Annotated in this window: 15 protein-coding genes; 11 read left to right on the top strand and 4 right to left on the bottom strand. The window is 58.5% G+C overall.

The window, feature by feature from the left end:
* Positions 1-47: 47 nt before the first annotated feature.
* Entirely contained in the window at positions 48-1,277 is a 1,230-nt protein-coding gene (locus J2S31_RS03005; RefSeq protein WP_237099886.1) for a M23 family metallopeptidase, read from the bottom strand.
* A 186-nt stretch (positions 1,278-1,463) separates the two neighbouring features.
* Between J2S31_RS03005 and J2S31_RS03000 the strand changes: the two genes are divergently transcribed.
* Positions 1,464-2,555 carry an SPL family radical SAM protein gene (locus J2S31_RS03000; protein WP_237097578.1) on the top strand — a complete coding sequence of 364 codons (1,092 nt, stop codon included), beginning with the start codon at positions 1,464-1,466 and terminating at the stop codon, positions 2,553-2,555.
* Between the two features lie 36 nt (positions 2,556-2,591).
* On the opposite strand, the gene dnaN is transcribed toward J2S31_RS03000, so the two are convergent.
* On the bottom strand, positions 2,592-3,701 hold the full coding sequence (gene dnaN, locus J2S31_RS02995) for a DNA polymerase III subunit beta (protein WP_237097577.1): 1,110 nt from the start codon (positions 3,699-3,701) through the stop codon (positions 2,592-2,594).
* Positions 3,702-3,957: 256 nt separating this feature from the next.
* Here dnaN and aroF point away from each other — a divergent pair, with 256 nt between their 5' ends.
* The 7 genes from aroF to J2S31_RS02960 all read left to right on the top strand — a co-directional run bounded on the left by aroF (position 3,958) and on the right by J2S31_RS02960 (position 11,565).
* Entirely contained in the window at positions 3,958-4,977 is a 1,020-nt protein-coding gene (gene aroF / locus J2S31_RS02990; RefSeq protein ID WP_237097576.1) for a 3-deoxy-7-phosphoheptulonate synthase, read from the top strand.
* A gap of 160 nt (positions 4,978-5,137) precedes the next feature.
* Positions 5,138-7,858, top strand: coding sequence for a DUF294 nucleotidyltransferase-like domain-containing protein (locus J2S31_RS02985; RefSeq protein WP_237097575.1), 2,721 nt, complete (start codon positions 5,138-5,140; stop codon positions 7,856-7,858).
* A 17-nt stretch (positions 7,859-7,875) separates the two neighbouring features.
* Complete coding sequence (locus J2S31_RS02980; RefSeq protein ID WP_237097574.1) at positions 7,876-8,547, top strand: tetratricopeptide repeat protein; 672 nt, start codon at positions 7,876-7,878, stop codon at positions 8,545-8,547.
* A 131-nt stretch (positions 8,548-8,678) separates the two neighbouring features.
* Positions 8,679-9,542: a dimethylarginine dimethylaminohydrolase family protein gene (locus tag J2S31_RS02975; RefSeq protein WP_237097573.1), complete on the top strand. Its 864-nt coding sequence runs from the start codon at positions 8,679-8,681 to the stop codon at positions 9,540-9,542.
* A gap of 81 nt (positions 9,543-9,623) precedes the next feature.
* Positions 9,624-10,553: an ornithine carbamoyltransferase gene (gene argF, locus J2S31_RS02970; protein ID WP_237097572.1), complete on the top strand. Its 930-nt coding sequence runs from the start codon at positions 9,624-9,626 to the stop codon at positions 10,551-10,553.
* Positions 10,554-10,702: 149 nt separating this feature from the next.
* On the top strand, positions 10,703-11,284 hold the full coding sequence (gene orn, locus J2S31_RS02965; RefSeq protein ID WP_237097571.1) for an oligoribonuclease: 582 nt from the start codon (positions 10,703-10,705) through the stop codon (positions 11,282-11,284).
* 5 nt (positions 11,285-11,289) lie between these two features.
* Entirely contained in the window at positions 11,290-11,565 is a 276-nt protein-coding gene (locus J2S31_RS02960) for a hypothetical protein (protein WP_237097570.1), read from the top strand.
* 31 nt (positions 11,566-11,596) lie between these two features.
* On the opposite strand, the gene purC is transcribed toward J2S31_RS02960, so the two are convergent.
* Positions 11,597-12,301 carry a phosphoribosylaminoimidazolesuccinocarboxamide synthase gene (gene purC, locus J2S31_RS02955; RefSeq protein WP_237097569.1) on the bottom strand — a complete coding sequence of 235 codons (705 nt, stop codon included), beginning with the start codon at positions 12,299-12,301 and terminating at the stop codon, positions 11,597-11,599.
* A gap of 9 nt (positions 12,302-12,310) precedes the next feature.
* Positions 12,311-13,606, bottom strand: coding sequence for an adenylosuccinate lyase (purB, locus tag J2S31_RS02950; RefSeq protein WP_237097568.1), 1,296 nt, complete (start codon positions 13,604-13,606; stop codon positions 12,311-12,313).
* Positions 13,607-13,788: 182 nt separating this feature from the next.
* Between purB and J2S31_RS02945 the strand changes: the two genes are divergently transcribed.
* The 3 genes from J2S31_RS02945 to J2S31_RS02935 are packed head-to-tail and all read left to right on the top strand — an operon-like array spanning position 13,789 to position 21,188.
* The gene (locus J2S31_RS02945; RefSeq protein WP_237097567.1) at positions 13,789-14,277 is read left to right on the top strand and encodes a low molecular weight protein-tyrosine-phosphatase; all 489 of its coding nucleotides are present in this window, start codon (positions 13,789-13,791) and stop codon (positions 14,275-14,277) included.
* A gap of 11 nt (positions 14,278-14,288) precedes the next feature.
* Positions 14,289-15,164: a fructosamine kinase family protein gene (locus tag J2S31_RS02940; RefSeq protein ID WP_237097566.1), complete on the top strand. Its 876-nt coding sequence runs from the start codon at positions 14,289-14,291 to the stop codon at positions 15,162-15,164.
* Positions 15,165-15,215: 51 nt separating this feature from the next.
* Positions 15,216-21,188, top strand: a complete 5,973-nt coding sequence (locus J2S31_RS02935) for an MG2 domain-containing protein (protein ID WP_237097565.1) — start codon at positions 15,216-15,218, stop codon at positions 21,186-21,188.
* Positions 21,189-21,215 lie beyond the last annotated feature (27 nt).

Here is a 21,215-nt window from a genome sequence, read left to right as displayed (position 1 = left end):
AGGTTGGGGGAGCGATTGCGGAAACGCCGTGCGATGGTGCGGGCGAATCAGGAATTGGCTTTCTTTTGCGATTCGGCCTTGACCTGCATGAAGGGCTTTCCTTCCAGTAATGCGTCGTAATGACGAACGCGGGAGCCAAACTCGCCCATCGCCTGCGTGGGGATGCGGCGCACGTGGGTTTTGTGGTGTTTGAACTCGAACGGGTTGTGAATGCGGCCATCCTTGCCCAGGCGGCGCACTTCGTAATGTAGATGCGGCGCGAAACTGCGGCCGGTGTTGCCGGAGGTGCCGATCTGCTGGCCGCGCTTCACGTATTCACCGCGCCGCACCATCACCTGGTCGAGGTGCAGATACAGCGTGCGCACGCCTTCGCGCGGGTGCACGATCTCGATGCAATACCCGTTGTGACTGCGGTTCCAGTTTGTGCGGGTGACACGTCCGTGAAAACTGGCGTAAATGGGTGTTCCCACTTCAGCCTTGAAGTCGGTGCCGTGATGCCCGTCCACCTTGCCCCGGCGGTAATCGCCGGGAAGCGAGGTGATGGCTTCATATTCGCGAATGGGGGCTCTGTGGCTGCGCAGGCGCGGAAACAGTTCGCGCCCCGATGCATCGAAATAACTGCCGTATTTCATGTTGGGCGCGCGGTAGTAATTGGCTTCGATCACCTGCTTCAGAAAGCGGCTGTCGTACACCAGCTTGAGAATGCGAAACCGTTCCTCGCTCTCAATCTCCTCATAGACGAGGGACAGGCGGTCGCCCGGGCGCACCGCGTGGCTGACGTCGAGATACCAGGAAAGGATGCGCGCGGCATAGGCGGACAGGTGCTTGCAGTCGTCGGCGGGCAGGCGCGCGCACAACGAATGCGTGAGCGACTGTTTCACTTCCAGGTCCAGCGTGTGCAGTCTGCGTTGTTCCAGCGCGGAAGGGTCGTACGCTGTCTTCTGCACCTCCGGGAGAACGGACGATTCCAGCTCCGCCATGAAGGTCTCCGCATCACCGGCGATCCAGCCACCTTCCGTCGGCAGGTCTTTGGCCTTTTGCTCGACCCAGTCCACCGCCGGAGCCAGTGGCGTGGCTTCCACCATCTCCTGCACCGGTTTCTGCGGAACCAGACCGAGCAGATCGCGCACCAGGTCGGTGTCTTTATTGAAGAAAAAAAAGGTGCCAACACCCATCAGCGTGTACAGCACCACCCAGAACGGGCTGGGGCCTTTTTTCTTCTGCGGCCAGTCTTGATCTTTTAATAAGGAAGATTCCTGCGGCGGTTCCAAGTCCATTTCAGCCACCCCAACCCCTCCGGCCCGGAGGCGCGGCGGGGAAATTCCGGTAATGCGGGGGCAAACGGGAAAGTGCTTGATTTCGCGTTCCCTCCTCCCCCAAAAACCTGTATATTATCGCAGATAGCCCCCACACAGACAATAGCGAAAAATCAGGTAAAGTTAATTTTTTCAATAAAATAGACTGTGCGCTTCAAACCCGACCTCATCGTGCTGGACGCCCCTGCGGCGAACCATCCCTTCACCCAAAGGGTACTGGAGGCCGTGCCCGGCGTGCCCGTGCGCCGCGACCACACCCCGGAAAGAGCCGTGGAAACCCTGCGCGAGGAAGCCGTGGATGTGTTCGGCGCGGCCAAGCATCAGCTCGCGCTCACCACCTTCAAGGGGTCGTTCCTCAAAAAGTGTCCGGGTCTCAGCCCCGGCATGGTGTGTTGCAATTATTACATCGTCAATTTGATAAAAAACTGCGTGTACGATTGCTCCTACTGCTTTTTGCAGGATTTTCTGGAGAACAATCCCCTGCTCACCGCGTTCGTCAACATCGACGACCTGCTGGGTGAATTGGAAGAGGAATTTCGCCTACACCCGGACCGATCGTTCCGCGTCGGCACCGGCGAGGTGACCGACAGCCTGGCGCTGGACGACCTCCTGCCCTACACCGATTACCTGGTGCCGTTTTTCAACCGGCAGTCCAACGCCGTGCTGGAACTCAAAACCAAATCCGACTGCGTGGACAACCTGCTGAAGCAATCCGATCCCACCAACGTCATCGTGTCGTGGTCGCTGAACCCGGAAGAGATCGTCGAACAGGAAGAGATCGGCACGCCGTCACTGACCCAGCGCCTGGATGCGGCGCGCCGGTGCGGGGCGCACGGGTTTCGGGTGGGGATTCATCTCGACCCGGTGATTCTGTTCGACGGCTGGGAAGCGGCCTACCGGCGGTTGATCGGGCAGATGTTCGATACTTTGCCGGCGCATCAGCTGGAATGGATCAGCCTCGGCAGTTTCCGTTACCGTCCGAACCTGAAACGCGTCATGCAGGAACGGCACCCGCGCACGCGCCTGCTCACGCAGGAGCACGTCGCGGGCGCGGATGGAAAATTCCGCTACCTGCGACCTCTACGCAACCACGCCTACGACACCCTGCGCACCCTCATCAAACAACGCGCGCCGGAGGTGGATGTCTATCTGTGCATGGAGACAAAAGAAGTATGGGAAGGCGTCACCGGCCATCTGCCGCGCGCGGACGAATCGCTCGACCGCTTTTTCGATTTTTGATTCAGGTAGAGGGGGATTGGGCGTGACCGCGCCGGATCACAGCCGCATGGGCATGACGATGGACAGGTAATCCTTGTCGTCGTTGATGGTCAGCAGGCAGGAGTGGTTTTCGTCTTTCAGGTTCATCACCACCTCCGGCTCCTCCACCACCGCCAGCACATCGAGAATGTAGCGTGCGTTGAGGCCGATGGACACCGGCTCGCCGTCGTAATTGATCTCCAGCTCCTCGGTGGCGTTGCCGATCTCCGTTCCTTCGGACACCAGCGTCATCTGTCCCGGCGTGATGTCGAACCGCACCATCTTCGATTTTTCGTCTGCAAGCAGGGCCACGCGTTTCAGCGCGTGCGCCAGCGACTCGGTATTGACCGTCACCTTGAGATTGTTGTCGCCGGGGATCACCTGCCGATAATTGGGAAACTTGCCGTCGATCTTGCGCGACACGATGACCTGCTGTTCCTGGATGAACGCGAGCTGGTTGTCCTTCACGGAAAACGAACAGGTGGCCTCGTCGCTTTCCATCAGCTTCAACAACTCGGTCAGCAGTTTTTTGGGCAGAAGGTAGCCGGACTTGTCCACCTTGTCGGCGTTGGCTTTGAGCAGGGGCCGCTTGATGAACGTCATGCGGTGGCCGTCGGTGCCGACCAGGTTGACGTGATTGTCCTCCTTCTCCAGCAACAGACCATTCAGCGCCTGCCGGGTTTCGTCCGGCGAGATGGCGAAATAGGTTTTGCGGATCATCTCCCGCAGTTGCGGACCGCTGAATTCCATGAGCGGCTCTTCGCTGTATTCCGGAAGCTTCGGGTAATCGGCCGCGGCCAGACCGGGCAGGCGGAACTTCGACTTGCCGCAGGTGATCGTCACCCAGTCGTTGTCCTCCTTTTTCAGCGTCACCTCCAGGTCCGGGAGCTCTTTCAGTATGTCGAACAGCTTGCGGGCGTTGACGGTGACCGACCCCTGCGCGACCACGTTCGCCGGGCAGAACCGTTTCATGCCGATTTCGAGGTCGGTCGCCTGCAAGTAAACGCCTTTTTTTTCAGTGGAGATCAGCGTATGGGACAGGATCGGCATGGCGCCTTTGCTTTCCACGATGCCCTGAACCTTGTGCACCCCGTTGAGAAAGGCGTCGCGTCCAATTTTGATTTCCATCCGGCCTCCGGGAGTGAGTGGTGCGTCGAAAAAAGGAGAGAACCTCAAGAGTTTGTTAATTAGCATACTTCCATGAAAGCTGTCAAAAATTTCATTGGTCGCCCGGACCGCCCCTCTTGAAACCGGAAAAACACAAGGCCGGAACCGGCCGCCGCAACCGGCGGCGGAAAACCGGTAATTTGTTTGTAAAGTGCTGACTTGACGGCTTTTTTAAAAGCGTGATAACTTGATAGCAACCTCATATAAGGAGTTTGCAATGATCGTAGTGCTCAAGCCGGACACCTCCCCGGAGGAAGTCCAGGCCGTGAAGGATAAAATCAGGGAAAACGGCTTCACTCCCCATGAAATCCAGGGCGTGGAACGCAAGGTCATCGGTGCTGTCGGCGACGAACATTTCAAGGATCACTTGATGGAAGTGCTCGATTCCATGTCCGGCGTCGAGGACGTGATCCCCATCCTCAAACCGTACAAGCTGGCCGGACGCGAAATCAAAAACGCCAATTCGGTGGTCGAGTGCAACGGCTTCGCCATCGGCGGCGACCGCCTGGCGCTGATCGCCGGTCCCTGCTCGGTGGAAAGCCACGACCAGATGATGGCCACCGCCAGCTCGGTCAAACACGCCGGGGCCAACATGTTGCGCGGCGGGGCTTTCAAACCGCGCACGTCTCCGTACAGCTTTCAGGGACTGGAAGAGGAAGGACTCAAACTCCTGAAGGAAGCGAAGGAAGCTACGGGCCTGCCCATCGTCACCGAAGTCATGAACCCCGGCGATGTGGAACTGGTGGCGCGCTATGCCGACGTGCTGCAAGTGGGCGCGCGCAACGTGCAGAACTTCTCGCTGTTAAAGGAACTCGGCAAGGTGAAAAAACCCGTGCTGTTGAAGCGCGGCATGATGACCACCATCAAGGAGTTCCTCATGTCCGCGGAATACATCCTGTCCGAAGGCAACAAGGACGTCATCCTGTGCGAGCGCGGCATCCGCACCTTCGAAACCGCCACCCGCAACACGCTGGACATCGCCTGCGTGCCGGTGCTCAAACGTGAAACCCATCTGCCGATCGTCATCGATCCCAGCCATGCCACCGGTCATTGGGATCTGGTGGAGCCGATGGCCCGCGCCGCCGTGGCCGCCGGAGCGGACGGATTGATGATAGAGGTGCATCCGGATCCGGTGAATGCCTTCTCCGACGGGCCGCAGTCGCTCAAGCCGTCGAAGTTCGTGCGGCTGGTGGAAAACATCCGCCCCTTTGTCCAACTCATGGGACGGACCCTGTAACCTCGACATAACATTCTGATTTCTTTAAGGTTTTCAAGGCTCTCCGCTTGAAACACACAGACGTTTGGTTTATTCTGCTGGATGATACAATCCATTTGATTTGAACCTTGTGCGATCCTGCCGCGTGCCTTCAAGCCCGGCAGGCGGGTGGCGAGCCCAGATGCTTGAACTGTATCAGACCAACCGAAAGCAAGCGCGGGAATACAGGGAGAGTCTCGTCTCCCAACTGGACCAACTCACCGACCCGCGAGACCTGCCTTCCATCCAGGACAACAACCCCCAGCCGTTTTACCTGGAATTCAAAAAGAAGCTCACGCAGTTCGTGCAAAAGGAAACCGAGCTTCTGCAGAAAGAGCTCCAGCAATCCGAGAACAGCCACCTCCTGCTCCTCAAACGCACGGCGCTGGTCGACGCGGTGGTGCAGGTGGCGTTTGCCCGCGCGGTATGGATGTGCAACCGCGAACGCGCGGAACCGTGGGGCAACAACGATTTCCCGGTGGCGGTGATCGCGCGCGGCGGTTACGGCCGCGAGGAGATGTATTTCCACTCCGATGTGGACATGCAGATCGTGGTCCGCACCGGCGCCACGGAAGAACAAAAGGAACGTGGCTACCAGCTCATCACTTTCTTCGATTACCTGCTGGTGTACCAGGACATCTTTCCCACCGCCGCCAGCACGGGCCATTCGGAAATCGATACCGAAAATCTGGACTTGAAGGAAAGCGAACTCGCCGCGTTTCACTCCCTGCTGGAACACCGCATGGTGGCCGGGAATCCATTGGTATACCGGGAGTTCACCAGCTCCATCAAGACGGCGAGCCTCATCCATAAGGATAAGATCATCGAGCACTGCTTCCAGTACAAGAACTACTTTGAAGTGCCGAACACGGTGTTCCGTCAGGAGCCGAACCTGAAGGAGGAACTGCGCCGCCTGTACTGGGCGCTCAGCCTGGTGCGCATCCGCGAAGGCTACCAGAATATCAACCAGTTCGAATTGCTGGTGGAATTGTACAACGCGGGCAAGCTGAGCACGGCGGCATTCAAGAACATGAAAAAGGCACTCAACTTCGTCTCGCGCATGCGGCTGTTTTTACACTGCCACCAGAAAGGCGCGCACCGCGATGTGCTGAGTTACGAGGTCCGGGAAATCATCGCGGAGTCGATGGGCTACGCCGGCAAAGTGCGCGAGTTTTTCCAGGAATACTTTTTCAACGCGGTCCTGCCGATGAAACGGTTCAGCCGCAACCTGTTCTGGGACGGCGTGACACCTTCCACGGAAAAAATGCGGCGGCTGTCGCCGGATTTCGCCCTCAACTCGGAGTCGCAGATCGTGCTCCAGGAAGGCAAGGAGGATGTGACGTGGGACTCGCCCCTGCCGATCCTCGAATTGTTCGTGTGGGTGTCGCGCAAGAATTACTTTCTCTCGTACCCCGTCGTGCGCGCCATCGAACGCCACGCCGACCAGATGATGCCGATGTTCCAGAGCGGCGCGGACCAGGCGCGGATTCAGCAATTGTTCCACGCCATTCTGCGCGGCAAACATTTCGCCCGCGCGCTCCGCTACCTGCACGAGTTCCGCTTGCTGGAGAACTTTTTCATTCCCGAATTCAAAAACCTGAGCGGCCTCCTGCAGGACATTTACGTGCACCTGTTCCCGACGGACATTCACGTGCTGGCGGCCTTGGACGCGCTCAACCGGCTGGACATCGATCCGGAAGCCGACCCTTTCCTCACCGAGCTGTACCATTCGCTCAAGGACAAGGCGGGCATGCGCCTGTCGGTACTCCTGCACGACATCGGCAAGGGGCTCAAAACGGAGGGTGAAAACGAGGAACTGGTGGGATCGCGCGCGGTGCCGCACATCCTGGAAAAACTGGGCTTCGGCAAGAACCAGAAGATGATCCGCGACATCGCGTTTCTCGTTGAGAAACACCTCATGATGCGCGACCTCATGTTGCTCGACCCGGACGACGACACGACGTACGAAATGATCTGGGACCTGGTGGAGAAGAACGTCGAGCGGCTCAAGATGCTCATCCTCCTCACCTACGCCGACCGCGCGGGCACCAAGATGAAGATGACGCAGACGCAGATCGACCAGCTCAAGTACTTCTACCAGTTCACGCTTCAGTTCAAGAAACGCGAGAGCGTGTCGATCCCGGTGAAGCAGGAGTTTCTGAAAATGATCCGCCTGCCGCGCGACCTGCAATCGCAGTTGCAGATCTACGACCAGTTCAAGAAATCGCGGGAGGGCTTCGCCACCGAATTGTTCTACAAGCCGGAGCACCCGGCGGAACTCGTCGTGTGCACGCGGGACCAGCGGGGCCTGTTGTACAAAATCGCGGCGGTGCTGGCGTTCAATCACCTGAGCATCATCGAGGCCAACGTGCACACGCTGGACAACAACGTGTTCGACATTTTCAAGGTGGTCAGCGCCACCGGCGAGCCGATTGATTTCTCCAATTTCTTCTTCATCCAGAAGCAGGTGATCGAAGACCTGAGACGCGTGTTCGTCGGCAACCTCGACATCGCTTCGCTGTACCGGGGACGCCCCTTGACCTCCAGCCATGAGGCCAGCAAGTACAAGGACATCAAGCTGAAGGTCTCCATCATCGGCCGTACGGTGAAGGTGGAGACGCACGACATCCTGGGGACCATGATGATGGAGACCAAGGTGTTCTCCGACCTGAACATGAAAATCGACCGGGCGGTGATCCACACCACGCTGGAAAACGCGTCCAACGTGTTTTACGTGCGGCCGGAGGATGTGCGCAAGATCATGCAGGAAGAGGACAAGTTCAAAACCCAACTCAAAAACGCCCTTCGGCCGTTGATCGAGATCAAACCGATTTTTCCCAACGAACCGGCGGAAGTGGCCTGACTGATAGCGAGATGCCCATGAAACGCGGTTGCCTGATTTTTCCGATGACACTCCTGATGCTGTGGCTGACAGCCACGGTTCCCGGTGCGAAGGCCGCACCACCCGGCCCGGAACTGAAAGAGGCCTTGGCCCTCGACCGAGATGGGTTTGTCGCGGAATCGATCGCCGCGTGGCAGAAATTTATCGAAACCGCTCCGCCCCAAAACCTGCACATCTATGCCGGGGTGAAGATGTCCATCGCCTACGCAAAAACCGGGCGCTTTCTGGAAGCCATGAAGGCGGCAGAGGCACTGGCTGAAAAGTACCCGGATCACTACGATGTGCAGTTCAACCTCGCCAACATGATGAGTGCCGTGCAACGCTTCGATAAAGCCGTGGCCGCGTTTCAGAAGGTGGTCCAGATGCGCCCGCAGGAGGGACTGGGACATGTGGGCCTGGGGCTGGCCCTGTTCGGCGACAGCAAGACCGATGAAGCGGTGAAGGTATTGCGCGAGGCCCGCGCCCTGTTCAAGGAGCAAAAAAACATCTCCTGGTATCAGAACGTGCGCATCATGATCGGCCAGATGAAAAGTTTCGCCCCCTACCCGCCGGATTTTTCCAACCTGTGGCTCACCAACAACATCCGTACCATCCGCGATACCTACGAGACCGGCGTGTTCCGCCAGTACGAAGACGGGCTGAACCTGTAAAATCGCTCCATCCCACCGCCAGAATTACCATAAGTCATAAAAATTCAAATATTTATTTAGCATTCAGCACGAATCCCCCGCCTCCCGGGTCTCATCTAAATAAAAGAACCCTGTTTTTCAGGAGGTCTGCCATGAAGCCCAGAATGCTGATGTGTGCGCCGGATCATTTCGGCGTTCGGTACGTGATCAATCCGTGGATGGAAGACCAGATCGACCACATCAATACCGACCGCGCCCGCGCGCAGTGGGAGGCGTTTTATCAGGCGTTGAGCGAACAGGCGGAGGTGCACCTCATCGAGCCCAGGCGCGAGTCGCCGGACATGGTGTTCACCGCCAACGCCGGGCTTCTGGTGGACGGCATTTTCGTGCTGAGCCGGTTCCGCCACAAAGAGCGCCAGGGCGAGGAACCGTTTTTCCTGAAATGGTTCCAGCAGTACGAAAGCGAGATCGTGAAACTCGCGGACGGCATCGCCTTCGAAGGCGAGGGAGATGCCTTGCCACAGCCGGGGCAGGACTGGATCTGGGCAGGCTGGGGATTCCGCACGGACCTCGCTTCGCAACGCTTCATCGAACAGAAGGTCGGGAGGCCAATGGTGTCGCTCCACCTCGTTGACCCCCGCTTTTACCACCTCGACACCTGCTTCTGCCCTCTGCCGAACGACCGGGCGATGTACTTTCCCGAAGCATTCGACGCCGACAGCCTGCGGCAGATTGAGGCGCGCATCGCTCCGGAAAACCGGATCGCCGTCTCGCCGGAGGACGCCGAGCATTTTGCCTGCAACGCCGCCCGTGTCCACAATACGCTGTTCATGAACCACGCCACCCCCGCCCTGCGGCGGAGGTTGAATTCGCTGGGCTTTTCGGTGGTGATCTGCCCGGTGGACGAGTTTATGAAGGCCGGCGGCGCCAACAAGTGCCTGACATTGGTGCTGGATGCAGGCGACCCCGCCGGAGCCCTTCCCAAAAACGCGGAACAGGCCGCCTCCCCCCGCTGAAAACGGTCTCAATCGGGGGTATTCCTGCGGACCGGGATCGTGTAAAATAAGCGCTTTTCGACGCATCCCAAGAAAGCCCATATGGACATCTCGTTGCCGCAAAAAGATTTTCTGGTGCTCACCGATTTCACCCATGAGCAGTTGACCGCGCTCCTCGATCTCGCGGACGACATGAAGCGCCAGCCGGAAAACTACCGCACCGCGCTCGCCGGGAAATCGCTGGGCATGATTTTCAACAAGCAATCGACACGCACCCGCATCTCGTTCGAGGTGGGCATGTTCCAGCTGGGCGGGCAGGCGCTCTTTTTCAGCCCCGGCGACATGCAACTGTCGCGCGGCGAGAGCATCAGCGACACGGCAAAAGTGCTGTCGCGGTATCTCGACGCGGTGATGATCCGCACCTTCGCTTACGAAGAAATCGTGGAGTTGGCCCAGCACGCCACCATACCCATCATCAACGGCCTCACCGATTTCAACCACCCCTGCCAGGCGCTGGCCGACATGATGACCATCCGCGAACACTTCGGCAAGCTTGCGGGGTTGAAACTCACTTACATCGGCGACGGCAACAACATGGCGGTGTCTCTGCTGTTCGCATGCATTCGCATGGGCATGCACATCTCCATCGCCAGTCCGCCCAATTACACGATCACGCCCAAAGCCATGGAATGGATTCTCGATGACGCGGAACGGGCCAACCTCGAAATCTGCCTGACGGACAACATTGAGGAGGCGGCCAAAGGCGCGGACGTGGTGTACACAGATGTGTGGGCCAGCATGGGGCAGGAAGAGGAACGCAAAAAACGCCTGCACGACTTGGCCGACTACACGGTGGATGACATGGTGATGTCATTCGCCAATCCGAACGCCGTGTTCATGCACTGCCTGCCCGCGCACCGGGGGGAGGAGGTCGGTGCCTCGGTGATCGACGGTGCCGCCTCGATCGTGTTCGACCAGGCGGAAAACCGCCTGCACCTGCAGAAAGCCATTCTGTACGGACTGATTAAATGACTGCCGCCCCGCCCGTTTGCGGCCCCGGCGCGGTGGTTTTAAAATGGACCAATTTGGGTTAGAATCGGTTTCTCAACCCCATTTGAAGACAAGCAGACCGGAACACCAGCATGCCATGCGGGGAGGCCGGACCTCACGAAAGTTGATTTATGAGTCTTGTGGATTCCAGCAATCTGGTTTGGATGGACCTGGAAATGACCGGGTTGGATCCGGACAAGGAAGAAATTATTGAAATCGCCACCATCGTCACCGACAGCCAGCTCAACATCATGGCGGAAGGCCCCTGCCTGGTGATTCACCAGGACGACGAAATTCTTGAGCGGATGGACGAGTGGAACCAGAAAACTCATTCCGCCTCCGGCCTCATTCAGAAAGTGAAAGAATCGACGCTGACGCTGCAGGATGCGGAACGGCAAACGATCGATTTCATCAAGCAGTACGTGCCTTACAAAACCTCGCCGCTCTGCGGGAACTCCATTCAACAGGACCGGCGATTCCTCGATCGTTACATGAAAGACTTGACGGACTATCTGCACTACCGCAACATCGACGTGACTTCCATCAAGGAGGTGATCCGCCGATGGTACCCGAACGGCACGCGCCTGCCGAAAAAGAGCGACGCACACATGGCGCTCACCGACGTGCGGGAGTCCATCGAGGAACTCATTTTTTACCGTAACAATTATTTCATCGACTTGTCGAGCTACCTGTCCGAGGAAGGAAACCTGTAACCACCATGAAACTGAACAAAGCCGCCATGGCCACCATTTTATTTTTGGGAATTTTTGGAGGTCTGACCTTCATGATGATCTGGTCGGGAAGCAAATACCAGTGCGAGGTGTGCATCTCATACAACGGCTACGACATCTGCCAGCAGGTGGAAGGCATGGACTACGAGACCACCGTGCAGACCGGCATCAGCACCGCCTGCGCCGGGGCCGCCAACGGCCGGACGGAGTCGATGGAATGCGGCATGACGCCCCCCACCAAGGTCACCTGCAAGGAACTGTGAAGACCGGGGGCCGCAAGCGACCCCCGACCGGTCAACCACAGATCATGTGGTACACCTCTTCGTATTTTTCTTTCACCTGCCCCAGGTTGAAACGGAACCGGTCTTTGTCCATCTTCTCATTGGTGTCCCAGTGCCACAGCCGGCACCCGTCCGGGCTGATCTCATCGCCCAGCAAAATCTCTCCCTTGTGGCGGCCAAACTCGAGTTTGAAATCCACAAGGCGGATCTTGCGTTCTTTGAAGTAGTCCCACAGCAGCTGGTTGATCTTGAGTCCCTGCTCGCGGAGCACTTCGATCTCCTCATCCGTCGCCAACCCGAATTCGCGGATGTGGTATTCGTTGATCATGGGATCGCCCAGCTCGTCGTTCTTGTAATAGAACTCGAGGATGGGATTCTTCAGCGTTTCGCCTTCCGGCCGGCCCATGCGCTTGGCCAGACTGCCCGCCACCACATTGCGCAGGACCACCTCGACCAGGATGATGTCCAGCTTCTTCACCAGCATCTCGCGGTCATTCAACTCCTCCACCAGGTGGGTTTTGATGCCCTTGCTTTCGAGGAATTTGAAGATGGCGGTGGACACGTGGTTGTTGATAATGCCCTTGTCCACGATCTCGCCCTTCTTGATACCGTTGAACGCGGACGCATCGTCCTTGAAATACTGGATCACCATATCCGGGTCGTCGGTGGTGTGAATGCTTTTGGCTTTGCCTTCGTATATCTTTTCCAATCGTTTCATGTTCTCATCCTATTCATTGAACACTCTCTCAAAAATGCGGTCCACATTCCGCAAATGTTTTTTCAAATCGAACGCCTGATCGATCTCCTCGGCGCTCAACTTTTCCTTGATGTCCTTATCCTGCTTCAGCAGGGAGACGAAGTCGCCGCCCTGTTCCCACACCTGCATGGCATTGCGCTGCACCATGCGATACGCCTCGTCCCGCGTCACACCCTTGCGCGTGAGCGCGAGCAAAACGTGTTCGGAAAAAACCAGCCCCTTCGTCAGCTCCAGATTGCGCATCATGTTGTCCGGGTACACCACCAACTGCTCGATCAGCCGGATCATTTTGTTCAGCATGTAGTGAACGAGGATGGTGCTGTCCGGCCCGATGATACGCTCCACCGACGAATGGCTGATATCGCGCTCGTGCCACAGCGGCATGTTCTCCATCGCCGCCATGGCATTGGCGCGCACCACGCGCGCCAGTCCGCAAATCTGTTCGGAGACAACAGGGTTGCGCTTGTGCGGCATCGCCGACGACCCCTTTTGTCCCTTTGAAAAATATTCTTCCGCTTCCAGCACTTCGGTTTTCTGCAGGTGGCGGATTTCTGTGGCGATCTTCTCCAGCGTGGTGGCGACGATCGCCAGCGTCGTGAAAAACTGCGCGTGCCGGTCGCGCTGGATGACCTGGCTGGAGATGCGCGCCGGTTTCAGTTCCAGTTGGTCGCAGACGTATTCCTCCACATCCACGTCGATGCCCGCGAACACGCCGACCGCACCGGAAATCTGCCCGACAGCGATCTGGTCGCGCGCCTGCTCCATGCGCTTGCGGTTGCGATTGACCTCTTCGTACCAGTTGGCGAGCTTCAGGCCGAACGACGTCGGCTCCGCGTGAATGCCGTGCGTGCGCCCGATGACCGGAGTGTGTTTGTGCTCCAGCGCACGTTGTTTCAACACCTCGGAAAAGCGTTCGAGTTCGCGCAGAATCAGGTTCGACGCGTCCTTCAACTGCACCGCCAGCGCCGTGTCCAGAACATCGGACGATGTCATGCCCACGTGCATGAAACGTGCGTCCGGTCCCACGTGCTCCGCCACGGATGTCAAAAAGGCGATGACGTCGTGCTTCACTTCCTTTTCGATTTCGTCAATGCGTTGGACATCGAAGCCGGCTTTCTGCTTGATCGTGTCCACCGCCTCCTGCGGAATTTGTTTGAGATCAGCAAGCGCCTCGCAGGCATGGATTTCAATGGCGAGCCAGATGCGAAAACGGTTTTCCGGCTTCCAAATGAAAGCCATTTCGGGCAGTGTGTAACGTTCGATCAAAACGGAATCCTTCTACGATATATTAATATTTTTTAATCAAAAGGCAGTTGAAGCCGCCCGATGCGGACCTTACAATGAATGAATCGGTTTGACTTTGAAAGTGCAATGGGCGTGAGGTGCTTTTCCCGAAAGGAAAAACACGCGCCATCTTAAACGGATTCCGCCGCCAAATCAATTATACAATGGGCCCCTCCAAAACCATTGAAATCTGCTTCGTTTGCCTCGGCAACATCTGCCGCTCGCCACTCGCCGAAGGGGTTTTTCAGCACCTCGTCAACTCACAGAATTTACAGGAAAAAATCATCATCGACTCGGCGGGCACCGGCAGTTGGCACGTAGGCTCGCCTCCGGACCGGAGGATGGAAGCCACCGCCCGCAAAAAAGGTGTCCGCCTGACCTCCATCGCCCAGCAGTTCCAGCCGGGCGATTTCCGCCGTTACGACCTGGTGATCGCCATGGACCGCTCCAACCTGCAAAGCCTGGAATACATGTGTGCACCGGATGTGGCCCAGCAGAAGCTCAAACTGTTCCGCTCCTTCGACCCGCACGCCAACGGCGACCTGGACGTGCCGGACCCTTACTACGGCGGCCAGGCCGGATTTGAAAACGTGTTTGAGATCGTGAACAGGACCTGTCCGCAGATCCTGGAATACATAAGAACCCGATTCTGAAATCGGTCTTTATGAAAAACGAACTGCACGGCGTGCTGAAAACGATTTACGGGCAACCGGTCGATATCAGTCACACGCAATCCATCGGCGGCGGATGCATCAATGAAACCCTTCTGCTGACCCTGTCCAACGGCGAGCGCGTGTTCGTCAAGCACAACGACCAGCCACCGCCTGATTTTTTTGCACGGGAAGCGGATGCGCTCCGCCTCATGGGCCGTGCCAGAAACGGCCCGCGCGTGCCGCAGGTTCTCGGCCTGCCGAAAGAGGTCAACCCCCGCTACCTGCTTCTCGAATACATCGAACCGGGCACGCCCAACCACGATTTCCACGAACGCTTCGCCCGTGGGCTGGCAGGACTGCACCACATGTCGCACGGGTTTTTCGGTTTCGACCGCGACAATTACATCGGCTCCACGGTGCAGATCAACAAACCGGAAACCGATCCGCTCGTTTTCTTTCGCGAGCATCGCCTGCGCTTTCAGCAGGGGCTGGCGCGGAAGCGCGGCCTGCTCCCCGCCAACGTGGATCAGCGCTTCGACCTGTTACTCAACAAGCTCCACCTGCTCATGGATCTCGAGGGTGAAAAGCCCGCCCTCCTGCACGGCGATTTGTGGTCAGGCAATTACTTCGCCGACCGCTATGGCTCCCCCTGCATTTTCGATCCGGCCAGCTACTTCGGCCTGCGCGAGGCGGATCTCGCCATGACGGAGTTGTTCGGCCGTCTGCCGCAACGGTTTTACGACGCCTATCAGGAAGTGTTTCCCCTGAATCCGGGCTACGAAAACCGGAAACAGATATTTAACCTGTACCATCTGCTCAATCACCTCAACCTTTTTGGAAGTTCTTATCTGTCTTCGGTGAAAGCCGTGGTGAACCGGTTCGTCTGACCGGCCGCCTGCGCCTCCACAGGAGATCGGCTTCATATAAGGAGAGACGGTATGACGACCCCATCCCGGTCCATCAAAAATGTTTTTTGGTGCGCACTTGCCCTGCTGGCCCTGCTGGTTCCATCCACACCTTCCTTTTCCGATTCCTCGCAGGACGTATTCGAGCAACTCAAGACGGAGGCGGAGTTGCTGTACGAACACGGCTCGTATTCCCGCGCGCACAAGGTGTACCTGGACGCGGCCAGCCTGGTTTTGAACGAAGACGACACGCGCTGGGTGCAGTTCCGGCTGGCGGACACGTTGTGGCGAGCGCAGTCGGCTTCCAGCAACCCGGACACCACCACCGTGGACAAGGCGCGGTTTCAACTGGAAAAAATGGTGCGCGACGTCAAGCATCCAGAGTTCCGCGACCGCATCTGGGCGGAGGTGCAGGAATCGCTCGGCGATTTCTGGTGGTCGCGCACGCAGGCGCGCAGCTGGGGCAACGGCTGGCGGTATTACCAGAACGCCCTCGAATGGTGGGCGGGGGCGCGCGATGTGGAACAGGCGCGTGAACGTTACCTCAACATGATCTGGAAAATCGCGCAACCGTCGTGGGTCACGCCGCATTACCACTACGGTTACTATGGCATGAACGTGCCCATTCAGGTTCTCGACAACGCGCGCAAGATCGCCAGGAAAGATGCGGACCGCCACCAAGCGCAGTATCTCTACGCCATGGCGCTCCGCAATCGCGGCAACGTCTGGCAACAGCAGAAAATTCCGGAAGCGTTCGAGGAGGCGCTGCAAGCGGGGCGCGCCTCGGAATGGCACGATGATGCGCTCTACCATTACGCGCAGTGGCTGGCGGGTTCCGGCGAGGTCATCATCCTCGCCAACGGACAGACGGTGCGCCAGCAGAACTATAAAAAAGCACTCGGCTACTACAAGCAACTGCTCCGCGAGTTCGATAAGGGCGAGACACGCTATTACGACGACGCCAAACGTCAGGTCGAGTCCATCACCCGCCCGGTACTGACCCTCGGCGTGCCCAGCATCTTCCTCCCCGGCACCACGCCGGAGTTCACGGTCAACTGGCGGAACGTGTCGGAAATCGAGCTGGATCTGTACGCCATCGACCTCACCCGCGACGTGGATTTGACCGAGGAGAGCAATCCGTCCCAGTGGATGGACGGCGTCAACCTGCTCCTCAAGACCGCGAAGCAATCATGGAGCGAAGACACCGAGGATCAGGGCGACCACATGCCCGGCGGACGCACCATCGAATTGAAAGAGAAACTGCCTGCGGGCGCGTACCTGCTTCGCGCCACCGGCGGAGGGCAGGAAGCACGGGAGCTGATCCTCGTCACCGACGCGGCGCTGGTGACGCAGAACGCAGGCCAGCAGGCTCTGGGTTATTTCTGCGACAGCATGAGCGGTGCGCCCATCGCCGGGGCCAAGGTGCGCTTTTTCGAACATTACTACGACGGCCAGAAATGGCACTGGCGGGATGTGGAAGGAAAAACCAATGAAGACGGGCTGGCGGTATTCGAACTGAAAGAAAGCCACTACAATTCGCAGTTCTTCATGGCGGCTGGCTTGAAGGACCGGCAGGCGCTGGTCATGGGCTACAGCCCGCACTATCGGGGAGACCAGCAACCGTGGAAGATTTACGTGCACACCGACCGCCCGGCGTACCGCCCGGGGGAAACCGTGCGATGGAAGCTGACCGCGCGCACTTATGACGGCGAGATCTATCACACGCCCTACAAAGAAAAACTCAAATATACGGTTTACGATCCGCGCGGAACAAAGATGAAAGAGGACACCGCGACGCTGAACGAATTCGGAAGCGCGTGGGGCGAGTTGGAACTGCCCGCCACCCTGCCGCTCGGCGAATACCGGATCGAGTTCCGCACTGCCGGCAAAAACAGCCGGCACATCGGGCAAGCGGCGATGTTCCGTCTCGAAGAATACAAACTGCCGGAGTTCAAAGTCGCAGTCAAAAGCCCGGAGGAGGACGGCAAACCCAAGGTGTTTTCGCTGGGAGATGAGGTGACGGTGGACATCACGGCCGAGTATTATTTCGGCGGACCCGTCGCCAACGCCAACGTGGAAGTCGTGGTGTACCAGAAACCGTATTACCACTTCTGGCAGGAAGAACGCACCTATCCCTGGTATTACGGCGACATGATCCAGAAACCGCACCGCTACTGGGGAAACGGCCAGCAGGTGAAGCGCGAGGTACTGAAGACCGACCAGGAAGGCAAGGCGAAACTCACCTTCGAAACCCAGCCCGGCGGACAGGACCTTGAGTATCAGATCGAAGCGCGGGTGACCGATGCCTCCCGCCGCGAAGTGGTGGCGAAGGACACGGTGAAGGTGACGCGTCATCCGTATTTCGTGCAGTTGAAAGGCGAACACAACCTGTACCAGCCGCAGGACAAGGTGAGCGTCTACGTGAAGTCGGTGGACGCCAACCAGCGTCCGCACCCCGCCACGGGCACGGTGACGGTGACGCGTGATTACTGGTTCGAAATCTGGATCGCCCCGGACGGGCACGATGTCCAGGGTGCGGAATTGAAATCGGTGCGCCAGAAAATAGCCATCTTCCCGCCCCCGCCGGTGCCGGGCCAACCCGGCTGGCGCTTGAAATTCCGCGGCTACCAGCATGACGAAATCCTGAAACGCTCCGTCACCACCGACGCGGAAGGGGAAGCTGTGTTTGCCTTCACTCCGGAGCGGGAAGGTTATTACCGCTTCTCGTGGTCGTCGCAGAAAAACCCACAGAGCCTGCCCATCACCGCCGAAACCACGGTGTGGGTGGCTAACAACCACACCACCGACCTTGGCTACCGTCACGGCGGGCTGGAAATCATCGCCGATAAAGATACGTTTCACGCAGGCGAGACCGCACCTGTCATGCTGGTGTCCAACACGAATGACCGCTATGTGCTGTTCAGCCTGTCCGCCGACGATCTGTACAGCTACCAGCTCGTGCACCTGACAGGCAACGTAAAGCTGGTGCAACTCGAAATCCAGGAAAAGCACGTGCCCAACCTGTTTTTGAACGGACTCATGGTGAGCGACAACCAGATTCACCGCGATATAAAACAGGTCGTCGTTCCGCCGGTGAAGCAGTTCCTGAACGTGGAGGTGAAGACGGATCGTGACCAGTACCGGCCGCGTGAGGAAGGTACGCTCTCCGTCACGGCGCTTGATCACAAGGGGCAGCCGGTGGCGACGGAGGTGGCGCTGTCGCTGGTCGATGAGTCGGTGTTCTATATTCAGGACGACCTCGCACCCGATCCGCGCCAATTTTTCTTTGGCAGCAAGCGGTCCAACCAGCTCAGCATGGCGAGCACGTTTCAGATGAAAACTTACCGCGACCGCAAGCGTGAAGGCCAACTGCGGCAGAACGAGCTGGAGCGGCGCGCGTATAAATCGGGTCGTTTCGAGGATCATGGATTTCAGAACCAGTACGGCGCGGCTTCCAAAATGAAGGCGCCGTACGCCCCCGAGCCCAGCGAAATCGTGGAGGAGTCCGCGTCCATGATGGCCATGGACATGGCGCAGATGAAATCGGAGGCAACGGTCGGCAGTAAGGAAAGAGTCGAAATGGATGAAGGCGGCGGGGTGGAGCAAGGTGCCGTGACCGTGCGTTCGGATTTTCGCACCACGGTGTTCTGGCAACCCAACGTGCTTACCGGCAAAGATGGCAAGGCAACGGTGAAGGTGACTTTCCCTGATTCCTTGACCGAATGGCGCGCCACGGCACGCGTTGTGGACCGAAGCAACCGCTTCGGTATTGCCACCCACCACACCCACACGCAGAATCCGCTCATCGTCCGCCTGCAGGCACCACGTTTTTTTGTGGTGGGTGACGAGGTCACGCTGTCCGCCGTGATCAACAACAACACCGATGAGGCAATGGACGTGGCGCCGGGCATCGACGCGGCAGGCGGCGTGCGGTTGGTCAAGCGCCTCACCCACACCGCCACCGGTCGAACCCCTCTGAACCTCGTGTCCGTTCCCGCGCGCGGGGAAGTGCGCGTGGACTGGCTGGCGGTGGTGGAAAAACCGGGTGACGTGAAAATCCAGGTGCTGGCGCGCACGCCGCAGTTGAGCGATGCCATGGAAAAGCGTTTCGTGGTGCATGAACACGGCATCGAAAAATTCCTCGCCAAATCCGGCAAGGTGCGCGGCAAGGCGGTGTCGGTCCTGCTCGACATTCCGGCGGAGCGCAAGCTCGACTCCACGCAACTGACTGTGCAGGTGAGCCCGAGCATCGCCGTCACCCTGCTCGATTCCCTGCCTTACCTGATCGACTTTCCCTACGGATGCACCGAACAGACATTGAGCCGCTTCCTGCCGACGGTGATTGTCGGCAAGACCCTGCGCGACCTGGGTGTGGATGAAGCCGATGTGATGGACCGCGTTTTCGGCGGCATCGATCCCAAGCACACAAGTAAGACGCACCCCAAGGGCAAACACAATCTGAAAAAGCTGGAAGCCATGGTGCGAGCGGGCCTGGACCGGCTGTATGACTTTCAACATTCCGACGGCGGCTGGGGCTGGTGGAAGAAAGGCGACAGCGATCCATTCATGTCGGCGTACGTGCTGTGGGGATTGGGTCTGGCCCGCGAGGCGGGAGTGGACGTGCGGGCGGATGTCATGGACCGGGCCTACCGCTACCTCAACCGCGCACTGGTGGAAGCCGAGACACAATTCGACATGCAAGCCTTCCTGCTTCATGCGGCGACACACCACGGCCATAAGCAGAATGACCGAACGAACAAATTTCAGGTGAAGGCGTACGCTAATTTATGGAGGAACAAAGACCGGTTGAACGCCTACGGGCGCGCCCTGCTGGCACTCTCCGCCCACTACCTGGACCGGAAGGAGGACGCGCGCACGCTGGTGGAAAATCTCGAGAATGGAGTGCAGATCGACAACCGGCCGGACCAGACCATTCTGCATCACGGCATGAGAGGGGACAACGCCGGCGTGATGACGACGGCGCACTGGGGCGAGGACGGCATCTATTACCGCTGGTCCGACGGAGGGGTGGAGGCCACGGCGTTCGCCCTGCGCGCGCTCCTCACCATCGATCCAGGTCATAAACTGATCGAGCCCGCCATGAACTGGCTGGTGAAGAACCGGCGCGGCGCGCACTGGAGTAATACGCGCAATACCGCCATCGCCGTGCTCGCGCTCAACGACTATCTCAAAACCTCCGGCGAGCTGGAGGGCGGCCAGGAGTACGAAGTGATCGTGAACGGCACATCCATCGCCAAAACGAAAGTGGATGATGCGTTGCAGGCTCCCGGCCGGTATGCGGTCGATGCCGCGCACATCCGCAACGGCGCCAATGAAATCCGTATTGAGCGGAGCGGCGAGGGTCCGCTGTACTTCGCAGCGCAGGCGGAGTTTTTCAGCCTGGAAGAACCGGTCACCCCGGCGGGCAATGAGATCTTCGTCAAGCGGCAGTACTACAAACTGGTGGGGCGGCCGAGCCTGCTGAAAGGCTACGTCTATGACAAACAACCGCTCAACGACGGCGACCTCGTCACCAGCGGCGACCGCATCGAGACCGTCCTCACCATTGAGGCGAAAAACCATTACGAGTATCTGGTGTTCGAGGACCTCAAGCCCGCGGGCTTTGAGGCGGTGGAAGTGCGAAGCGGCGGCGACCTGCACGCCCGCGAGTTGAAATGGTCGGCCATCCTGAAAAAATTCGGCCATGAGTCCGAACCCGTAGCCGGGAAGGAGGGCCAGTTGAAGGACGTGGCTCTGCCGCCGTATCTTTCCTCCAGTGACTACACCGGGCGCTCGCGCTGGGTGTACCAGGAATTGCGTGACAGGAAGGTGGCCATGTTTGTGGACAAACTGCCGCAGGGCGTGTGGGAGATCCGCTACACCTTGCGGGCGGAAGTGCCGGGAACATTCCACGCGCTGCCGGTGCTGGGCCACGCCATGTATATCCCGGAAATCCGCGCCAACGGGGCGGAGGCGCGCATCCGGGTGGTGGACCGGACGGAGTGATGGGGTTTGGCACAAAAAAAACCACCC

Source organism: Nitrospina gracilis Nb-211, from assembly GCF_021845525.1.
In the GTDB taxonomy this organism is placed as follows: Bacteria; Nitrospinota; Nitrospinia; order Nitrospinales; family Nitrospinaceae; genus Nitrospina; species Nitrospina gracilis_A.
The sequence above is the reverse complement of the archived record's forward strand: the minus strand, read 5'-3'. Positions and strand labels throughout refer to the sequence as shown.